17 protein-coding genes are annotated in these 16501 nt (G+C 42.6%); 9 read left to right on the top strand and 8 right to left on the bottom strand.

Going from position 1 to position 16501, the window contains the following annotated elements:
* The 6 genes from murA to MSP8886_RS08200 form a co-directional block, all read right to left on the bottom strand.
* Positions 1 to 1263: a UDP-N-acetylglucosamine 1-carboxyvinyltransferase gene (gene murA, locus MSP8886_RS08175; protein ID WP_067014822.1), complete on the bottom strand. Its 1263-nt coding sequence runs from the start codon at positions 1261 to 1263 to the stop codon at positions 1 to 3.
* Positions 1264 to 1284: 21 nt separating this feature from the next.
* The gene (locus tag MSP8886_RS08180) at positions 1285 to 1521 is read right to left on the bottom strand and encodes a BolA family protein (protein ID WP_067014825.1); all 237 of its coding nucleotides are present in this window, start codon (positions 1519 to 1521) and stop codon (positions 1285 to 1287) included.
* A gap of 228 nt (positions 1522 to 1749) precedes the next feature.
* On the bottom strand, positions 1750 to 2370 hold the full coding sequence (locus MSP8886_RS08185) for an MlaC/ttg2D family ABC transporter substrate-binding protein (protein WP_067014828.1): 621 nt from the start codon (positions 2368 to 2370) through the stop codon (positions 1750 to 1752).
* Between the two features lie 16 nt (positions 2371 to 2386).
* Positions 2387 to 2860: an outer membrane lipid asymmetry maintenance protein MlaD gene (mlaD, locus tag MSP8886_RS08190; RefSeq protein ID WP_067014831.1), complete on the bottom strand. Its 474-nt coding sequence runs from the start codon at positions 2858 to 2860 to the stop codon at positions 2387 to 2389.
* 1 nt (position 2861) lies between these two features.
* Positions 2862 to 3644 carry a lipid asymmetry maintenance ABC transporter permease subunit MlaE gene (gene mlaE, locus MSP8886_RS08195; protein ID WP_067015803.1) on the bottom strand — a complete coding sequence of 261 codons (783 nt, stop codon included), beginning with the start codon at positions 3642 to 3644 and terminating at the stop codon, positions 2862 to 2864.
* On the bottom strand, positions 3644 to 4387 hold the full coding sequence (locus MSP8886_RS08200) for an ABC transporter ATP-binding protein (protein WP_370737023.1): 744 nt from the start codon (positions 4385 to 4387) through the stop codon (positions 3644 to 3646). Before MSP8886_RS08200 ends, mlaE begins: the two co-directional genes overlap by 1 nt.
* 226 nt (positions 4388 to 4613) lie before the next feature.
* Here MSP8886_RS08200 and MSP8886_RS08205 point away from each other — a divergent pair, with 226 nt between their 5' ends.
* From MSP8886_RS08205 to yjgA, 9 genes are all read left to right on the top strand, one after another.
* Positions 4614 to 5576 (top strand): calcium/sodium antiporter, encoded by a 963-nt coding sequence (locus tag MSP8886_RS08205; RefSeq protein WP_067014837.1) that lies wholly within the window; start codon positions 4614 to 4616, stop codon positions 5574 to 5576.
* The gene (lptC, locus tag MSP8886_RS08210; protein WP_067014840.1) at positions 5576 to 6142 is read left to right on the top strand and encodes an LPS export ABC transporter periplasmic protein LptC; all 567 of its coding nucleotides are present in this window, start codon (positions 5576 to 5578) and stop codon (positions 6140 to 6142) included. The genes MSP8886_RS08205 and lptC overlap by 1 nt, the downstream gene beginning before the upstream one ends.
* Complete coding sequence (gene lptA, locus MSP8886_RS08215) at positions 6126 to 6656, top strand: lipopolysaccharide transport periplasmic protein LptA (protein WP_067014843.1); 531 nt, start codon at positions 6126 to 6128, stop codon at positions 6654 to 6656. Before lptC ends, lptA begins: the two co-directional genes overlap by 17 nt.
* Positions 6657 to 7382, top strand: a complete 726-nt coding sequence (lptB, locus tag MSP8886_RS08220) for an LPS export ABC transporter ATP-binding protein (protein WP_067014846.1) — start codon at positions 6657 to 6659, stop codon at positions 7380 to 7382.
* Between the two features lie 87 nt (positions 7383 to 7469).
* Positions 7470 to 8960: an RNA polymerase factor sigma-54 gene (locus MSP8886_RS08225; protein WP_067014849.1), complete on the top strand. Its 1491-nt coding sequence runs from the start codon at positions 7470 to 7472 to the stop codon at positions 8958 to 8960.
* Between the two features lie 17 nt (positions 8961 to 8977).
* Positions 8978 to 9430 carry a PTS sugar transporter subunit IIA gene (locus MSP8886_RS08230; protein WP_067014853.1) on the top strand — a complete coding sequence of 151 codons (453 nt, stop codon included), beginning with the start codon at positions 8978 to 8980 and terminating at the stop codon, positions 9428 to 9430.
* A 26-nt stretch (positions 9431 to 9456) separates the two neighbouring features.
* Entirely contained in the window at positions 9457 to 9726 is a 270-nt protein-coding gene (locus tag MSP8886_RS08235; RefSeq protein ID WP_067014856.1) for an HPr family phosphocarrier protein, read from the top strand.
* A gap of 8 nt (positions 9727 to 9734) precedes the next feature.
* Positions 9735 to 11087 carry a magnesium transporter gene (gene mgtE / locus MSP8886_RS08240; RefSeq protein WP_067014859.1) on the top strand — a complete coding sequence of 451 codons (1353 nt, stop codon included), beginning with the start codon at positions 9735 to 9737 and terminating at the stop codon, positions 11085 to 11087.
* 6 nt (positions 11088 to 11093) lie between these two features.
* The gene (gene yjgA, locus MSP8886_RS08245; protein WP_067014862.1) at positions 11094 to 11627 is read left to right on the top strand and encodes a ribosome biogenesis factor YjgA; all 534 of its coding nucleotides are present in this window, start codon (positions 11094 to 11096) and stop codon (positions 11625 to 11627) included.
* Positions 11628 to 11762: 135 nt separating this feature from the next.
* On the opposite strand, the gene MSP8886_RS08250 is transcribed toward yjgA, so the two are convergent.
* Both MSP8886_RS08250 and MSP8886_RS08255 read right to left on the bottom strand, forming a co-directional pair.
* Entirely contained in the window at positions 11763 to 12602 is an 840-nt protein-coding gene (locus MSP8886_RS08250) for a carbon-nitrogen hydrolase family protein (protein WP_067014865.1), read from the bottom strand.
* Positions 12599 to 16492 (bottom strand): YhdP family protein, encoded by a 3894-nt coding sequence (locus MSP8886_RS08255; RefSeq protein WP_067014867.1) that lies wholly within the window; start codon positions 16490 to 16492, stop codon positions 12599 to 12601. The genes MSP8886_RS08250 and MSP8886_RS08255 overlap by 4 nt, the downstream gene beginning before the upstream one ends.
* Positions 16493 to 16501 lie beyond the last annotated feature (9 nt).

The following is a 16501-nucleotide window of genomic DNA, read 5'->3' on the forward strand; positions in this document are numbered from 1 at the left end:
TCAATCTACTACTCGTGAAATTTTCGCGCCCAAAGAGCCAAATTTTTCTTCGATACATTCATAACCGCGATCAATGTGATAAATACGATCAATCTTTGTATCTCCCTCTGCCACTAAGGCTGATAGCACCAAGCTGGCTGACGCACGCAAGTCCGTCGCCATAACCGGGGCTCCTTTTAGTTTTTCGCAACCGCGAACGATGGCGGTATTACCATTAATCTCGATATCGGCTCCCATACGAACCATCTCGTTCACATGCATAAAGCGATTTTCGAAAATATTTTCTACAACACTGCCAACCCCTGTCGCAACAGAGTTAAGTGCGACAAACTGAGCCTGCATATCCGTAGGAAAAGCTGGGTAAGGCGCGGTGCTAATATTAACCGCTTTGGGACGCTTACCCTCCATATCCAACTCAATCCAATCATCGCCACAAGTCACCTTCGCGCCAGACTCTTCCAATTTTGCCAATACGGCTTCCAATGACTGCACATCGGTATCAATGACACGCACCTTGCCACCAGTGATGGCAGCCGCCACCAAAAATGTGCCCGTTTCAATACGGTCTGGCATAACGGGATAGGTAGTGCCATGGAGAGTCTCTACCCCTTCAATGGTAATAGTATCTGTCCCATGCCCTGTTATTTTAGCCCCCATCGCAATTAGACATTCAGCGAGGTCCACCACTTCTGGTTCTTTGGCCGCATTCTCTAAAATGGTTTTGCCTTCTGCTAACGTCGCAGCCATTAACAAGTTCTCTGTTCCGGTGACAGTAACTTTATCAAAGAATATTCGCGCCCCTTTTAGACGACCATCAACGCTAGCAACAATATCTCCCCCTTCAACTTCGATCTTTGCTCCCATCGCTTCCAAACCGCGAAGGTGCAAATCTACAGGTCGGCTGCCTATAGCACACCCACCAGGTAAAGAAACGGTTGCTTTACCAAAGTGACTGACCAATGGCCCCAAAACCAAGATAGAGGCACGCATTGTTTTTACCAGTTCATAAGGTGCTTCTGAATTGTCTAATGTCGAGACATCCAATTGAACGCTCATTTTCTCATCGACTACCACACCACAACCCATGGAGCCTAGAAGCTCTAACATGGTTGTAATATCATGTAGATGGGGTAAGTTTTTAATTGTGATTAATTCTTTTGTTAGTAAAGTGGCAGCCAAAATAGGTAAAGCTGCATTTTTAGCACCTGACGCACGTACAACACCATTAAGTTTAACACCACCGGAAATCAGTAGTTTATCCATATATTCCACTCTCTTTATAATTTATTGTGCACTGTATTGCTGTGGCGTCAGTGTTTTCATGGTGACGGCATGAATCGCGCCGCTAGAGATGGCATCTTGAAGATGAGAATAAACAAGCTGCTGCCTTTTTACGGTAGACATACCTTCAAACTCCGAAGAGATAACAACAATACTAAAATTACAACCTTCACCTTCGGCAATGACCTTGCAATCGTTGATAGTGGATTCTAACAGTGCTTTAACTTCACTTGCGTTCACAATCACTCCAGTTTTTAAATATTTACAGATAAAGACATTCTACCTTAGTCTTGCCAACTTCTTAACACCCATCCTTACAACTCAGCGTAAAAAAGCCGTCTGTTTTCGCAAGTAATCTTTGATCAAGCAGTCAAAAACAAAAAAATCCGAATTCAGCTAGTGAATTCGGATTTTTTATTTGAAATCAGTGAGCAAGAACATTCTGGATCTTGCTGGTTTCCACCCAAACTAGGACTGTTTTTTAGACAACGAATCCTTCCAAGCAGTGATGGCATCATCAATATTATTTCTATTTTGCTGCATCATTACGCCAAACTGTTTGCGGAAAGTCAGTCCAAAATTGATGTTGCTAACCACCACATTACTTAATTTCCAGTTATTATTACCATAGTCTTCCATAAAGAAGTTAATATCAATCAACTTACCCGTTTCTCGCTGAAAGGTAACATCCACTCGAACTTCATCACTACGATTTTGGGGCCCCAATGGCAACACTTTAATCTTGTTAGGATCTAAATCCAACAAGGAGCCGCCATAGGTTTTCAACAGAGTTTCCTTAGTCACGGTAGCAAAACGAATTCGCTGCTCAGGAGTCGCCCGACGATAGTACTTACCCATCACTTTCTTCGCAAAATCATCAAAATTCACCACTGGCGTGAGAATTTTATCTACTTTTTTGGACAATAATGCAGGGTTATTTTTAAGCTCAGCTTTATCCGCCACAATCTGAGTGCGAAACTCGTTAACAACCTTAACGACGGTATCACGAGCGCCTTCCTGATTATCCGCCCAAACCAGGGACGAAAATAGCGCCCCTACTAAAAACATCGCGTTTATTACCTTTGACATGGTCTACTCCAATTCATTACTTTTTCGAGTCAGATTGACTGGTTTTATTAAACAAGAACTGACTAATCAAATTCTCTAACACTAAAGCAGATTGCGTATCATATATCTGACTGCCGTTTTTCAGCACTTTTTCATCAGCACCGATCGTAATACCGAGGTATTTCTCACCCAGCAAGCCACTTGTCAGGATAGCAATAGAACTATCTACTGGAATATTATTGACATCCGAATCAATTGCCATCGTCACTTTGGCCATGTAAAGCTTTTTATCATAGCTAATAGAAACAACATGACCCACCGTCACACCAGCAATCGTTACTTTGGAGCGATCCGTTAAACCGCCGATATCATCGAACTCTGCAACAACCTGATATGTATCTTTTTTACCAGTAAATGCTAGCCCGCTTACCTGTATAGCAAGATAAACAAAAGCCACTACCCCCAGAACAATAAAACAACCCACTAATAACTCAACGCGCTTACTTCTCATCCTAAAAATCTCCAAACATCGCAGCGGTTAAAATAAAATCTAATGCCAAAATAGCCAATGACCCCAAAACGACGGTTCGAGTAGTCGCTTTCCCAATTCCTTCTGATGTTGGAACACATTCATAACCTTGATAGACAGCAATCCAAGTCACCACAACAGCAAATACAACAGCTTTGATTAATCCATTGATAACATCCGTATCAAAGTTAACGGATTGCTGCATGAGAGACCAAAAAGAGCCATCACTCACACCAAGCCAACCAACAGAGACAAGCATACCGCCGATGATTCCCGCAGCTGAAAACACAAAACTAAGCAGAGGCAAGGAAATCACACCAGCAATAAAGCGCGGAGCAATCACACGACGTAAAGGATCCACCCCCATCATTTCATAACTGGAGAGCTGCTCTGTTGCCTTCATCAAACCTATTTCGGCTGTAAGTGATGACCCAGCTCGACCAGCGAACAACAACGCCGTCACCACTGGCCCCAATTCACGCAACAAAGACAAGGCTAACAATTGACCAACAGATCCTGATGAGCCAAATTTTGCCAATATGCTATAACCCTGCAGGGATAACACCATTCCAATGAAAGTACCGGACACGATGATAATAACCAGAGATAACACACCCACGGAATACAACTGGCGAATCAAAAGGTTAATGGATTCCCCTAACCTAACGGGTAAACGAACGAGACTTTGAACAATAAATATTCCCGCTCTTCCAACCGCCTCCAGCCAATCTAGAAAACCAGCCCCCAAAGAAATCAAACTATTCATCATCTTTGACTCCTCTGTTCATCAACAACACTTTCCGGATAATGAAATGGAACTGGACCATCAGGTTCCCCATTTAAGAACTGTTTTACTTGAGCATCGTCAGAGGCACGGATATCACTGGGTGCCCCTTGAGCAATGACGTGGCCACCTGACAAAATACAGACATGATCCGCGATGGATAACGACTCTTCAACATCATGAGATACCACGATTGAAGTGATACCGGACCCATCATTTAATTGACGAATGAGTTCAACTAGAACCCCTTTAGAAATGGGATCTTGACCCGTAAAAGGCTCGTCAAACATAACCAACTCGGGATCTAACGCAATTGCCCTTGCCAGTGCTACACGTCTAGCCATCCCCCCAGACAATTCAGAGGGAAGTAACTTTGCGGCACCACGCAACCCAACGCTGTGTAATTTTTCAAGCACAATACGCTCGATTTTACTGGCATCAAATTTGGTGTGTTCTTGCAAAGGAAAAGCCACATTTTCAAAAACAGACATATCACTGAATAAAGCACCACTTTGAAAAAGCATGCCTATCTTCTCTCTTACTTTATATAAATCTGAACGTGACAAGGAATGAATATCCTGCCCATCAACAAAAATATGACCACTATCTGGATAAAGCTGCGCAGCAATTAGCTTTAAGAGAGTCGTTTTTCCCGTTCCACTTGGCCCCATCACAGCAGTGATTTTACCGCGAGGAATGTCCAGTGACACATCTTCATATATCACTCTCTCCCCTCTTGAAAAGCGAAGATTCTGTACTTTTATATACCTATCCAGCACGGACTCACCTATCCTTTTCTAATATAATAATTGCTGATACTAACACCCGCCCTTAGAAAATAGAATCGCGCAATAAACGGAATCGAAATTGTTTCAAAGATCAAGTCTTGAATTTACACAGCAAACCTCATTAAATGGGACATCTTTTTGATCTGAGAGTAAATAAAAGGTTATGCTGCTGTTTTCCGCTGCTCTAATTGCAGGCTTAGTCTTGCTGGTTATTAGTTCTGATAAATTCATTGAACATGCGGCACTCGTTGCCGAAAAACTAGAGGTAAGCCCCATTGTTATTGGAGTAATATTGGTGGGACTAGGAACCTCTGCGCCCGAGATGGTCGTGTCTGCAATTGCATCATTTGATCATGCGCCTGGCATTGCTATCGGTAACGTATTAGGCTCCAATATTGCCAATATCGCACTGGTTTTCGGTGCTACTCTGTTGTTCTCCGCGGTTCCAGTTACGAAAGATTTGATGCGCAAGGAAGTCCCCCTTGTTTTAATCATCACTTTGGTTACTGGCTGGCTACTTCATGATGGCACATTAAGCTTTTCAGATGGGATCGTATTGGTTTGCATGTTTATTATCATGATGATCGTCATGCTAAAAGGCAGCAAAAACCTTGAAGAACAACTTTCCAGTGAGCTACCAGAGGATGATGGCAGCCCTGTCGGCAAATCCCTATGCATTTCACTTGTCAGCTTAGTTATCCTGATAGGCAGCTCTAAACTGCTTGTTTGGGGAGCCATTGGCATTGCTTCAGCTCTTGGTGTCAGCGACATGGTAATTGGTTTGACCATTGTAGCCGTCGGTACCAGCCTACCAGAGCTAGCCGCCTCCATCAGCAGCGTGCGCAAAGGTCACCACGATATCGCTATTGGTAACATATTAGGTTCCAATATGTTCAACTTGGCAACAGTTTTACCACTACCAGCGTTAATCGCACCAGGCGTGATTGATCAAACTACATCGGGAAGAGATTTCTATTGGGTTCTAGGATTAACTGTTGCATTATCCTTGCTCATCTACGGTTTTGCCAAAACCAAAAATCAAAGCATTCCGCGCTGGATAGCAATCCCTCTTCTAGTCTCATACGCTGTCTATATTTTCTTCGTTAGCACAGGGGATTCTGTCTAATGATAAAAACAAGCCATAAAAAACTACTACTGGGAGCTGGCGGCATTATTGTTGTCGCTCTTTGTTTCTGGGCAGGCTCATCTGATAACAAAAATCTACTGCAAACTGACAACCTGAGTAGCACTCCAGATTATTTTATTACAAAAATACACGCTACAGAATTTGGTCAAGATGGCAAACTGATAGAAACCTTAACTGCCGATAAAGGTCTACATTACAACAAAGGCGCAAGGACACTTCTCGAAAACCCAAAGGTAAAAAGAGTAGAAAAAACGGGGAACTGGGAAGCACAAGGAAAAAAAGGGATAATTGAAGACGGCAGTAGTGATATCCTACTAACAGATGATGCATCAGCCATAAAACATTATGTAGACTCACCTGACATAACACTAAAAGCGGACAATATTCGCTATTTAGATAAAAAACAGTCACTTACGAGTACAGGAAATGCAAGAATATACTCGACACAAGGCGAAACAACTGCCGATGTCATTGTCACTTATATCAACACAGAAGAAGTTAAAATGACAGGATCTGTAAGAGGACAGTATGAAGCAACACATTAAGGTCTGTACTTTCTTGGCCAGCTTATTCGTAAGCCAATGGGTACTAGCGCTCCCAGACGACACAAGCAAACCATTGCATATACAGTCCAATCAAGCCCATTTTGATCAAAAAACAGGTGAAGCGATTTACACTGGCGACGTATTTGTAAAGCAAGGTACAATTGAAATCCAAGCGCAGTATCTTAAAGTCATCACCAACCCCAAGACACGTAAATTCACTGAACTTATAGCGACAGGCCATCCTGCTAAATTCAGCCAGCAAATCGATTGGCAAGGCAATATGATGATTAGCCGAGGCAACAAAGTCGTCTACAAAACCGCTCAGTCCAAAGTGGAAATTTTTGGGGACGGTTACCTAAACAGAATGGATGACAAAATCACCGCTGACCACATTGTCTACTACATCAACAATGGTACCTTCAGCGCTGAGAAAAAAGGGGCTGGACGAGTCTCTATGACGCTACAACCGCAAACTGAAAAGAAACAAGCAACCTCACAGAAAAAAGAGAACTAAATGGCCGTTTTAGAAGCAAAAAATCTCGCAAAAAGTTACAAAAAACGCCAAGTGGTTAAAGATGTTTCCCTCTCTGTCGAGTCAGGCCAAGCGGTTGGCTTGCTAGGGCCTAATGGTGCGGGTAAAACAACCTGTTTCTATATGATCGTAGGTATGGTCACCAACGATGCTGGTGGCATCTTTATCGACGGTCAAGACATCACCAAGTATGCCATGCATACTCGGGCCCAAAAAGGCATAGGTTATCTGCCCCAAGAAGCGTCCATTTTTAGAAAAATGTCAGTAGAAGACAATATTTACGCCATTCTTGAAACAAGAAAAGAGCTTAATAAAGCCCAAAGAAAAGAACGATTAGAAAGTTTATTAAAAGAATTTCATGTCACTCACATTCGCTCTAACTTGGGTATGGCGTTATCTGGAGGCGAACGTCGCCGAGTGGAAATTGCCCGGGCGCTTGCAATGAACCCCAAGTTCATATTACTTGACGAGCCATTCGCTGGTGTGGATCCTATTTCAGTGGGCGATATAAAGCTCATTATTAGGCATTTACAAGAAAGTGGTATTGGTGTGTTAATCACCGACCACAACGTCAGAGAAACCCTAGACATTTGTGATAAAGCCTACATTGTGGGTAATGGGCACATCATAGCATCTGGGGATGCAGATACCGTTATCAACAACGAACAAGTGAAAAAAGTCTATTTAGGTGACGACTTCCGCTTATAACCTCTTATTTTTGCAACTCAAAGGGAGTAACATGCATAACTTGTTCCATATTTCTTACTTTCAACTTAACAATAAAAGAGTTGCTCTATGAAGCAGTCTTTGCAATTAAAACTCGGTCAACAACTGACCATGACACCACAGCTGCAGCAAGCCATTCGTTTACTGCAGCTTTCAACGTTGGATCTTAAACAGGAGATCCATGAATTTTTAGAGTCTAATCCGCTACTGGAAATTGATGATGAGGAATACACCTCCAGTGATACCCCATTAACATTGCGAGAACGCGATAGCGATGACACACACTCGGCTGAGAAAAAGGTTGAGTCAAATAGCAGTGAAGAAGCGAAAGTAGAATCAGAGTGGACGGATAGCATTCCAGAAGAGCTATCCATTGACAGTGATTGGGACGACACCTACCAAAATTCAGCGTCCGTCAGCCATTCCAACAACTACGAAAATGATGGAGATTTTGAAAGCCGCAACGCACCAGAAGAAAGCATTCAAGATCATTTAATTTGGCAGCTCAATCTCACACACATGTCTGATCGAGATATTGAGATTGCTTACGCCATCATTGAATGCGTTCAGTCCGACGGATACTTGAGTATTTCCCCTGATGAAATTTGGGAATCATTGACCACAGAGCTTGAAGATCTTGAGCTTGATGAAGTCATTGCAGTTCAACACCGTTTGCAGCGCTTTGATCCCGTTGGTGTATGCTCGATTGACCTACGCGATTGTTTATTAGTTCAATTAGAACCGTTCCGGGAGCACCCTTTATATAAAAGCACCTACAATTTAGTAGATAATTATCTGCCTTTGCTTGGTAATCGTGACTTCAGCCAATTAAGTCGAAAGACAAAACTGAAGGAAGAATCACTCAAAGAAGTGATTGAACTCATCCAACAACTTAACCCTCGTCCAGGCTCCATCATTGACGCAGATGATACGGATTATGTCATCCCCGATGTGTCTGTTAGAAAGCGCAATAACGTCTGGCAGGTTGAACTAAACAACGATGCACTACCGCCAGTTAAGATAAACGAAACCTATTCAGCCATGGCATCAACAGCTTCCACATCCGAAGATGTCACTTACATCAAAAACTCATTGCAAGAAGCAAAGTGGTTTATGAAAAGCTTGCAAAGCCGTAATGAAACCTTGCTAAAAGTCACTAGCTGTATTGTAAATCGACAGATCGATTTCTTCGAACTCGGTGAAGAAGCCATGAAACCTATGGTGCTTCATGATGTTGCTGAAGAGGTCGGCATGCATGAGTCCACTATTTCTCGAGTGACAACACAGAAATACATGCACACTCCCAAAGGTATTTTTGAGTTGAAATACTTTTTCTCAAGCCATGTCAATACCGCTTCCGGAGGGGAATGTTCTTCAACCGCTATTCGAGCTATGATTAAGAAGCTCGTTAGCGAAGAACCAGCCAAAAAACCGCTTAGTGACAATAAGCTAGCCAGTATTTTAGCGGAACAAGGCATTCAGGTTGCTAGACGAACAGTAGCAAAATATCGTGAGGCGATGAATATTCCGCCTTCAAATGAACGTAAACGACTCATCTAATACGGATACATTTCTTTATGCCTTTGAAATCTATATTAAAAGCTGAACTCGTTATCGCCAAACAAGATATTATCAGCAAGAAACGTGTACTCGAAAGCATTGCAGAAGTCGCGTCAAACCGGTTACATTGCGACAACGAAGCAGTTTATGAAGCATTACTAGGACGTGAAAAGCTTGGCAGTACAGGTATTGGTAATGGCATTGCCATCCCCCATTGCCGCTTGGAAAGCGCTAACCACACAGCCCTAGTCGTGATGTCTCTGCAATCCGCCATTAATTTCGATTCCGTGGATAAGAAAAATGTGGATTTAATTTTTGCTTTAATTGTACCGCCCAGTGAGTGCGACAACCACTTATCAACTTTATCTGAAATTGCTGAGTTAGCGCAGTCTACCAAAACACTCAACAAATTAAGAGCGGCTGAGACCAATCAAGCCCTGCTTGCTGAGTTAGAATCACTATTAAATTAGATTTAATCTTAATTAAGGAAAAAGGTATGTTGGAAGAGTCTGTCACCATTATTAACAAACTTGGCCTTCATGCTCGAGCCGCAGGAAAATTGGTCGAAACCACTTCTCGCTTTTCTTGCGATGTTACCATCGAGAAAGACGGGCGTAACGTTGACGGTAAAAGCATTATGGCCATGATGATGCTGGCGGCTGGCAAGGGCACAGACATTACCATTAAAACCAATGGAGAGGATGAAGAAGATGCTATCAAAGCCATTATTGCATTAATCAATGAACGCTTTGGGGAAGATGAATAAGGACAACAATGCCAGATAAAAATACACTCGCCCACCTACAAACGGTCACAGAGTCTTTAGAGTCTGGCGCCACATTACAAACGCGCTATTTATTAAATGGCGCTTTACCCGCACAAGATGTTGCTAGCCTTTTAGAATCCTCCCCTCCAAAAGAACGCAAGCTACTTTGGGAACTCATTGAAGACAAAAACCAAGGCGAAGTTCTTCAGTACTTAAACGAAGATATACGCCTACAGTTTCTAGAGAATATGAGCACCCAGCGGGTGGTTGCGGTATCTGAACACTTTGAAAGCGATGATTTAGCCGACTTACTGCAACACCTGCCAGACAAAGTGGTAAGCGAAGTTCTCTTATCCATGCCTCCTCAGGACAGGCTAAGAGTTGAAGCCTTATTAAGCTACTCGGAAGACTCCGCCGGCGGCTTAATGAACACGGACACCATTACCATTCGCCCCAACATCACCCTAGACAGAGTATTTCGCTACCTTAGACAATATAAAAAAATTCCTGACATGACAGACAACCTATTAGTTGTCAGCCGCTCAAACCGCCTATTGGGAACACTCCCCTTAGCAAAACTCCTCATCTGTGACACAAAAACAACTGTACGAGACATAATGGAGACGGACCACACCGCCATCCATTCGGACACATCCGTGAGCGAAGTCGCCCAAGTATTTGAAAAAATGGACTTGGTCTCCGCTCCCGTTATTGATCGCAGTACAGGGAAGCTACTTGGGCGCATTACTATTGATGACGTGGTCGATGTCATTCGAGATGAAGCCGAGCACTCCATGCTCAGCATGGCCGGTTTGGATGATGACGAAGACACTTTCTCCCCAATCATGAAAACCACACGCCGTCGTGCTGTTTGGCTAGGCATTAACTTAATTACTGCCTTTATTGCCTCTTATGTCATTGGCCTTTTTCAACACACACTTAACCAAGTCGTTGCACTGGCCGTTTTGATGCCCATTGTTGCCAGTATGGGAGGCATTGCCGGTTCTCAAGTTCTCACCTTGGTCATACGCGGGATTGCCTTGGATCAGATTGGATCTGCCAATATGCGTTGGCTACTAAACAGGGAACTGATTGTCGGCTTACTCAATGGCCTCCTTTGGTCAACTGTTATTGCCATACTGACAGCAGTTTGGTTTGACAACATCAAGATTGCCTATATCATTGCGGGGGCGACAATCATTAACCTTTTGATTGCTGCGCTCACTGGAACTCTTTTACCAATTTTCTTAAAAAAGCTTGGTATCGATCCCGCCTTAGCGGCCAGTGTTATTTTGACTACCGTGACCGATGTGGTTGGCTTTTTAGCCTTCCTTGGTCTCGCCACCATTTTTTTAGTATAGGTTCCCATGACTGATTTTGATCAATTTAATGAAGACGACATCCCTAAGAGTAAAACGCAGATCAAACGCGAAATGGAAGCCTTGCAAGAAGTCGGTAAGAAGCTGTTGGCACTGAGCAAAAGTCAGCAAAAAAAAGTTGTGATGTCAGAAACGCTCAGGGATGCCCTTGCCGAAGCCGACCGTATCAAGCAACGCGAAGCGATGAGAAGGCACCTACAATACATAGGCAAGGTAATGCGTACGGAAGATCACGAAGCAATTGCCAAACAAGTCGCCATGTTTGACACAACTTCAGCAGCCTATAATAAATTATTCCACCAACTAGAAATAAAACGTGACGAGTTGATCGGTGAGAATAGCAAAGAAGTGCTATCACAATACCTAGAAGATCACCCAGGATTAGAAGACATTCAACTACTGAGACAACTAATTCGCCAATCTCAAAAAGAAGTTTCCGAAGGTGGCAACACCACCAACCGAAAAAAACTATTCCGCTTTATTCGTGATATTGAGGAAAAGAAACTCGGATTGAAAGACTAACCTCCTCTAAACTTACTTTATTGGTCTGATCATACTCTAAGCAAGCCTTACCACAACAAAGTAAAGGCTCAAGAGGTAACTCTTAAGCCTTTACTCATTCTCATTAACAAACAAGCAAAACCAAAGTATCATTCCTTAGTTTATAAAACGCCGATGCTCTAAACAGGGCATTTTAGTACGACACGTCTGTAGACTAGTTTTGCTTATCTCCCCCACAAAATACCCAGGCTCTTCTTGCAATTGTTTCAACATCTCCCCATTTGGAGAATATAAAACACTGTGCCCATAGGTTTGACGTGTCTGCGTGTGCCAACCACATTGATTCACACCCATAACGAAACATTGATTTTCTATAGCTCTAGCCGCTAACAAAGTATTCCAATGCGCTTTACCAGTCACATAGGTAAAAGCAGCTGGAACAAGTATAAGCTCTGCCCCTTCTTTAGATAGCCGTCTAAAAAGCTCAGGGAAGCGCACGTCATAACAGATAGTCAGCCCCACTTTAAAACCATCAACTTCAAATATTTTGACTTCCAAATCTCCAGGCTCAATATAATTGGACTCACGGTAAGACCCTGCTTTATCGTCCACAGACACATCAAAAAGATGAATCTTATCGTAGCGCTGCACCAATTCACCATTGGGGTCGAAGACCATACAAGACTGACGTACACGCTGATTAGCAACAAGCTCACCTCCTTCATTCACAAGACTAGGATGAGAGCCAACCACTAAATAGACCTTATAGTGGCAAGCCAAATCGGCCACCTCTCTCAACAGCAAGCCTTGATCATCGGATTCTGCAAGTGCACGCATACCTTTACCATTAAACAAAAAAACGTTCTCAGGCAGCACGATAACCTGTGCGCCATCAGCAGCCGCTTTGGCAACCCATGTTTTTACTTCTTGCAAATTTTCTTTAAAATTTGCGCCACTGGTCAACTGAATCGCAGCAATACGAAGAGTGTTCGTCATCTATTCGACCTTTTTTTAAGTTTGTGGACAATCGGTGTAAGGGTAGGATTACTAAACGACCCCTGAACCTTATACTGAACACTGGTCACTTTGGAGATCTGATCACCTATTAATTTATCGGTTAAATATAGTAACCCAGCAATCTGAGGTGTTGCCCAAATCAAGCCAGCCAATGGCAATGTGCCACTAATCGGCAAAGTTGCAGTTAACACCTCATCTAAAGTCTCATTTACGATATCAGCCTTACCCTCAATGGATAAGTCCGCCGATGGAGAAATAATTGATAAGGGTGTTGTCGTTTTTATAATACCGTTCTTAACAACAAAATCTCCTTTAGTACTATCGTAAGTCAAGCCAGGCTGGAAGAGATCAGAAAAGTCCAGCGACAATCGGCGTGTCAATGATTCAACATTAAATATGCCAAAGACTTTAAGGAAAACAGGCATATCATCGACTTTTGATGCGTTACCATCAAACGCGGAAAAAGAGATACGTCCAGAGAGCGTCTTTCTATCAAATTCAAACGGATTCCCCTTCCAAACCAACGAAACATTAATATCGTATTTTTTCGATGTGACAAACGCAGTTTTAGCGAATTTCTTGGTCAATTCTGCTAAATCCTTCCCCTTAATAGCCATTGCCAATTCAACTTTAGAACGTGAGCCATCATCAACCCATAACAAGCGCCCATCAAAACTCCCTTTCTTTAAAGCAGAGGACAAAGGATCAATTCGCAACTCATTACCGTCACTCTCAATTGTAAGATTCCAGTCCCCATAGGGCCTCTGGTTAATAAACAACTTATTAATGGATAAATACATACTAGGAATCTCATTGGCATGTATCGGCGGTTCACTTATCGCACTTTTCTGACTGACTACTTGGTCTTTCTTATCCCCAACACCTTTTTTATCCGCAGCGCTGGGCGCTGTTGTCCAATTCAAATAACCAATGCGCAATCTGGGTTTATTCTTATAAGTATCAAACATGAAGTTCACCTCATCTGAGGCAACCTTTAGAGCCTTATCTCCATCACCATAAGTTATTTTCATGTTATGAAAGGTGTTCTGAGGATTAACCACTACTTGATCAATAATAAAGTTCACTTGGCGAAGCCATTTAGGCACAACCAAAGAAGTGGATAAATCCGCCAGATTCTTGCCACCACCCGGCTTGCTATCGTTAGCAGAAAAAGAGCTAACGTCAGGAGAAAAGAGTGCCTTCTTCCACGTATCCACATCCACTTTTTTCATCTGCCCATCAACAGATAATCCTTTATAAAGAGTCTGATCCAGTGGTTTTTTACTGTTTACCAGAACTTGTCCACCAACAAACTTAGCCGACTTAAACAATAGTTTAGAACGAATTTTTTCCCCATATTGCCCCTGAAGAACAAGGTCATGTTGATGGGACATAATCTTCAGAGAAAGCGGCTCAGATACATTTGCTTGCTTATTGAAGGGCTTAGGTAGATCAATACGTACACCTAAAAGATTACTATTAACAGTTAAATCAACCTGCCCAGCTTGAGACTGATTGACACTAAGAAGTGCGGAATACGTCATTTCTCCAGATAGGTGAGGTAGCAATAATTGCGGCGCTTTTTGCCATTTCGCAATATCCTCCACCTGAGCCGTGCCCGTCATATCCGCCTGAATAACCATACCACCGTCGGCTTTATTCTTAGAGGACAGGGAAATAGTAGTATCACCAGACAATGCCTGAACATCGAAACGAGTATTGTAAAAACCTTTGCTCGAATCAAAGTGTAATTGACCTTGCTTCACCCTTGTATTTAAGTCAGCATCACCAATATACAAAGGGTTATTTTGAAACCGCAAATTAAGGCCAATTTTTGGATCAGGGTTCTTGTTGGTTAAAGGAATATCGACAGAAAAGTCCCCTTTCACTGGCCCTGAGATACGCCATTGGTCAAAAGCAGACAAAACAGAATCTTTCAATGGCGTTGTACGAAGCATGGCTAAAACAGACGCTGAATCCTGATCTAAAGCACCATGGACATTTACCCAGTCAACCTTATTTTTCTCAATTGGCAAATCAATAAAAACATTTTTAACAGTAAGACCCGACAAAGAACCAGACTTCACCGCTACATGCAAACCCGACTTATCCAGATCAACATCACCATCTACCTGTTTTGCCACCGGCCAGCCCTTAGCAAAATCAACGTCCGCCCCCTTCACATTCATTTTCATGCGAACATCGGCATCATCACCTTTTCTGAGTCCTGCCTGGACAACAAGGCTCATGTTATTAATCGTTCCTTTGCCTGATTTGAAGGCTTGGTTCAACCAATTTAGCGTTGATGGATCTAGCACTCCTTTAGGAATGTAATCATTGCGATCTTTGACAGGAACATGGTCAATTCCCAAGCTAAGCGACAACCAATCTGACTCATTTGGACGTGACTCCAACCTAAAGCCACCAACAACTTGAGCATTATGGCGAACTAGATACAAATTCTTGCCAGACACAATAAAAGTGCCTTGGTTTTCCCGCCATGTCACCTGCCCAGACATTTGATTAACATTCCAACCGTTGTCATAAACAGTTGGAAATTCAAGGTAGCCGTTCTTACCCTTAAACTGAACCACCCCTCCTTCATCCGTTAAGTTAAAAGTACCGTTTAGATGGGTTGCCTTAGGAATACCATTAAATCCGTCGATGGAAGCATCCTGAAAATTACTTAAGTAATGATAAGAAGGATCCTTGCTATGCAAATCAAGTAATAGCGATCCATTACTTGCGACTCCCTTGGGATTAAGGCCTTTCAGCAATGATGCAATATGCCATTTAGGCTGCAAAAAGTTAGTAGCAATCCTATTAACTATGCCTAAATCTATCTGATCAAATTTAACAAAAGAACGATCACTAGCACCAGACCAGTCATAAACCAAATTAGTGGTATCGGCAATATGACCTGTCTCATCCTCAATGGAAAGATCATTCACACTCAGGGATAAACTAGGAAAACGCTGACTAAAACGAAGTTTGAAATTAGGATGAGTTTGATAGGCTTGGCCATTCTTTAGCGCAACAGCAAAAGTGGTACTTTGCCCCTGCAAATCAATAGAATGACCCACTCGATAATTCAGCCAAAATTTACCGCCAAACTGAACACTTTTAAAAGGTTTAGCCCACGAAAACGCACTGTCAGCCAAAGACAGTTTAATATTGGGCACATTGATATTAGCTTGAACATGATAGTCGCCTATCACCCCCAATAATTGTGATACTTTGGCATTGATAGTAAATGGGTCAGATTTACCGTCCAAATATGCATTTACCTTAATCCAAGAGCTCAAGTCACTTTGAAATACATACGCTTTTGGAATCAATAACTCGTGAGCCCCCAATTGATCGCTATCCAGAATAATCTTGGCATCTAGCATTGAGAAACGCTTTTGCGCCATCAAGTAACCGAGAATTCTCTCGATTCCCACATCATTCTGAACATCATGGCTTGCCTTGGCCCCTTTTAGCAGCCACTTACCTTGTCGCTCTTGAAGCGCCACAGAAGGTTTGGTAAATCGAAGGTAAGTAAATTGGGGGCTAAAAGTTAAAAGAGATTTAATGGTATTGAGACGTATGCGAACTTCTGACACTGAAACAGCAGACTGACCATCAATATCCAGATTCACATTAGACGCATAGATAGTTGGATCAATTCCTTCTAACCCTCCTCCTATTTTTCCCAGAGAAATATGATAGCCCGAGATTTGACTCAAATTTCGTTCTATCTGCGGACGATACTCATTCAAAAGCGGTAACAGCAGCTTTGCAGCAACCACAGCAAGCGCTAAAAAAGCAGCAATGAAGACTAAAATCCACCAAATAATACTAATCGCGCGCTGCAGCGGTTTAGCCATCCAATGCTT

It is taken from the genome of Marinomonas spartinae (assembly GCF_900089775.1).
In the GTDB taxonomy this organism is placed as follows: Bacteria; Pseudomonadota; Gammaproteobacteria; order Pseudomonadales; family Marinomonadaceae; genus Marinomonas; species Marinomonas spartinae.